Source organism: Schnuerera sp., assembly GCF_035459645.1.
Classification (GTDB): Bacteria; Bacillota; Clostridia; order Tissierellales; family Tepidimicrobiaceae; genus Schnuerera.
The window spans coordinates 1-2,979 of the sequence record NZ_DATHXO010000347.1; the positions used below are offsets into that span (position 1 = coordinate 1).

2 protein-coding genes and 2 tRNA genes are annotated in these 2,979 nt (G+C 26.0%); 1 reads left to right on the forward strand and 3 read right to left on the reverse strand.

Annotated features, from left to right (window positions below; translation table 11 throughout):
* Window positions 1-56: 56 nt before the first annotated feature.
* Complete coding sequence (locus VK998_RS08090) at window positions 57-1,520, reverse strand: hypothetical protein (RefSeq protein ID WP_325227472.1); 1,464 nt, start codon at window positions 1,518-1,520, stop codon at window positions 57-59.
* A 107-nt stretch (window positions 1,521-1,627) separates the two neighbouring features.
* Between VK998_RS08090 and VK998_RS08095 the strand changes: the two genes are divergently transcribed.
* Window positions 1,628-2,611: a ribonuclease H-like domain-containing protein gene (locus tag VK998_RS08095; protein ID WP_325227474.1), complete on the forward strand. Its 984-nt coding sequence runs from the start codon at window positions 1,628-1,630 to the stop codon at window positions 2,609-2,611.
* Window positions 2,612-2,663: 52 nt separating this feature from the next.
* On the opposite strand, the gene VK998_RS08100 is transcribed toward VK998_RS08095, so the two are convergent.
* Both VK998_RS08100 and VK998_RS08105 read right to left on the reverse strand, forming a co-directional pair.
* A tRNA-Ile gene (locus VK998_RS08100) sits at window positions 2,664-2,740 on the reverse strand.
* Window positions 2,741-2,749: 9 nt separating this feature from the next.
* Window positions 2,750-2,826: transfer RNA gene (locus tag VK998_RS08105), tRNA-Pro, on the reverse strand.
* Window positions 2,827-2,979 lie beyond the last annotated feature (153 nt).

The following is a 2,979-nucleotide window of genomic DNA, read 5'->3' on the forward strand; positions in this document are numbered from 1 at the left end:
TTAATCTATTATTTCCAAAAATAATTAAAATATAATAGATAAAAAAAGAAAGGCTATTATTGCCTTTCTTTATATTCATCTAGCAGATAGTTTATCGCATCTATTATAAAAAGTATTTCTTCAATTCCTATCGCTGTCTCATCGAAAGAGTATTCCACATAAGTAAAAAACTCTTCCATATCTTCAAAAGGTAATTGCAGTAAAGATAAGAATCTTCTCATCCTAACTTTTCTTTCCACATTATTCATTGAAGATATGCTTCTATTCATATATTGGATCAAATTGTCTACTAATTGGACTAAATAATTTTTATCCACTATTTCATATTTATCTGAAAATAATAAATCTAGCCTGGTAAACTCTATATCGTTATAGTATGTTAAAACCTTTCCTGTAAACAATATTTTTCCATTAAAAGTTTTATCATCTAACTCTTGTCTTTTTACTGCTTCTTGATTAATCTCTTCTAGTATATTAATTTTATTTAATAATTCATCTTCTAGATTTTCCAATTCTATATTACATATTTTTATTAAATCATCTAATAATTTTGTATCTCTAGTTTTTAAAAATTCTTTCCATCTATCAAAACTATCTTTAATCTTAAGATTAATATCAATATTATCTTTAGTTAGATATAGTACTATCAACCTATTTGTTAATACTCCCATATTATTTATAAACACACTCAATTTACTGATTTCTTCAATTAATTGGATAACCTCTTTAGCCATTTTCTCTAATTCATCTATAGACTTGGAAGCTATATTAGTATTTCTAAATCGTTGAATGCTAGTAAAATAATTATCAAATAAAATACCATAATCCCCTCTTAGCCTACTATCAAATAGTATCTTGTATTCTTCTATTTGACCTTTAACAACGTTTATTGGGTAGTTATTAAAATTTCTAACTAATGTGGATTTTACTACGTCGAAATACTTGTTTTTACTCATTCTAAAAGGTAATATACCTAATATGTTTGAAACTATTGCAATGAAAACATCATCTTCTTCTGTTTTGTCTAATATATTTCTTATTCTATTAATTAATAGATGGACATTTGTTTCATCTACAACACGGTCTTTATATTCTATCTTGGATATTCTCTTCATTGTAGTATGATCTATTAATTCTTTTACATATGATATTTCTATTTCATAGGCATATACCCCCATTGCCAAATCATATAATTTCTCTCTAGTGTCCAATAGTTTTTTAATCTCTTCTTCTACTTCGCTTTCTATTATATCTGTTTGAAACTTTTTAAATGAATTGATAATTATATTAAAATTTCTAATAAGATCATCTTTTTCCTTTATAAAATCCATTTTCTCAAATATATTTTTATCTTCCATTAGTCGAATTGTTTTTCCAGTCTGACTTAAAAGATAATAATAAGACATATCTCTTATATTTAATAATTGATCATTATTTAGCTTCATTATTTTAGATTTTAATTCTTCATTAGTTAATTCTGATATATTTAAATCACGCTTAGATTCACAATCTTGGCTCATTCCTATGCTCCTTTCAATAGATTCTTAGTTATTTTTATGATAGAATCGATATATAGTTCTAAATACAGGAATATTATATCATATTATAGAAAAAGGGAGAATTATATATGGAGATATACGAAGATTCACTTGTAAACAAAAACTTTATTTTTGACTATTTTGATAAGAATCGAGCATGTTTTTTAGATATTGAAACCACAGGGTTAAGTAGAAAATATAATCATATTTATCTAATAGGATTAGTTTACTTTAATATACAACAGAATAAATGGTATTTAAAACAATTCTTTGCAAACAATATTAAAGAAGAAAAAGATTTGTTAAAAGAATTTAATTCCTTTATAAAAAATTTTAATCTCATAATTACCTATAATGGTGATAGTTTTGACCTTCCTTTTATAAAATATAGACTTGAAAAATTTAATATCAATAATAATATGATAAATGTGGAAAGTTTTGATATATATAGAAAAATTAGAGCTAACAGTGCTTTTCTTAATTTCAAAAATTTAAGATTAAAAACCATTGAAGAAAATTTGGGAATTTATAGGGAAGATGAATATTCTGGAAAGGACTGTATTAACTTTTATCATCAGTATATGAACAGAGAAGATAATATTTTAAAGGAAAAGATTTTAAAACATAATTATGACGACCTTTATTACTTAGTAGATATTCTAAAAATATTTGATGTTATAAAAAATATTAAGACTATATTTATTAATTATAATGGAAAAAATTTAAATGTATGCATTGAAGATATAATAATAGTAGGAGATGTTTTCAAAATTATATGTAATACATCATCTATAGATGAAGAAATAAATATTATTTACTATCAAGATACATATAATATAAATTGGCAATCTGAGTCTATAATCATCGATTTAGAAATAAAAGAAGGTTTTATTACACCTACTAAAAAAGCTCTTTTTTTAGATAAAGCTAATTTACCTTCTAATATTCAACTAACAGATTTATCCCAATATATGGTACCAGATGATATTATACTTTTAAAAGTTGAAAATAAATATATTGTGGAAAATATTAAAAATATAATTCAAAAATTACTTAATAAAGTAAAAGAATAAAATAAAAAAACAACAGACCTTAGCATCAAAGTCTGTCGTTTTTTTATTTTATTGGTGGGCCTTCAGGGACTCGAACCCCGGACCTACCGGTTATGAGCCGGTTGCTCTAACCAGCTGAGCTAAAGGCCCCAGATATTATGGTCGAGGTGGAGGGATTCGAACCCCCGGCCCCATGGTCCCAAACCATGTGCGCTACCAAACTGCGCTACACCTCGAAGTGCTTATCTTAGCGACAAGATTTAGTATAACTCATCTTTGAAATCTTGTCAATAGTTTTTTCTCCTAATCAGGAAAAGTTGTTTGCGGCTGGACGCGCCGCTGGAATTTCTGCATGTATTGGAAAAGGCCGAGTATCCCGAGCAGAGCAA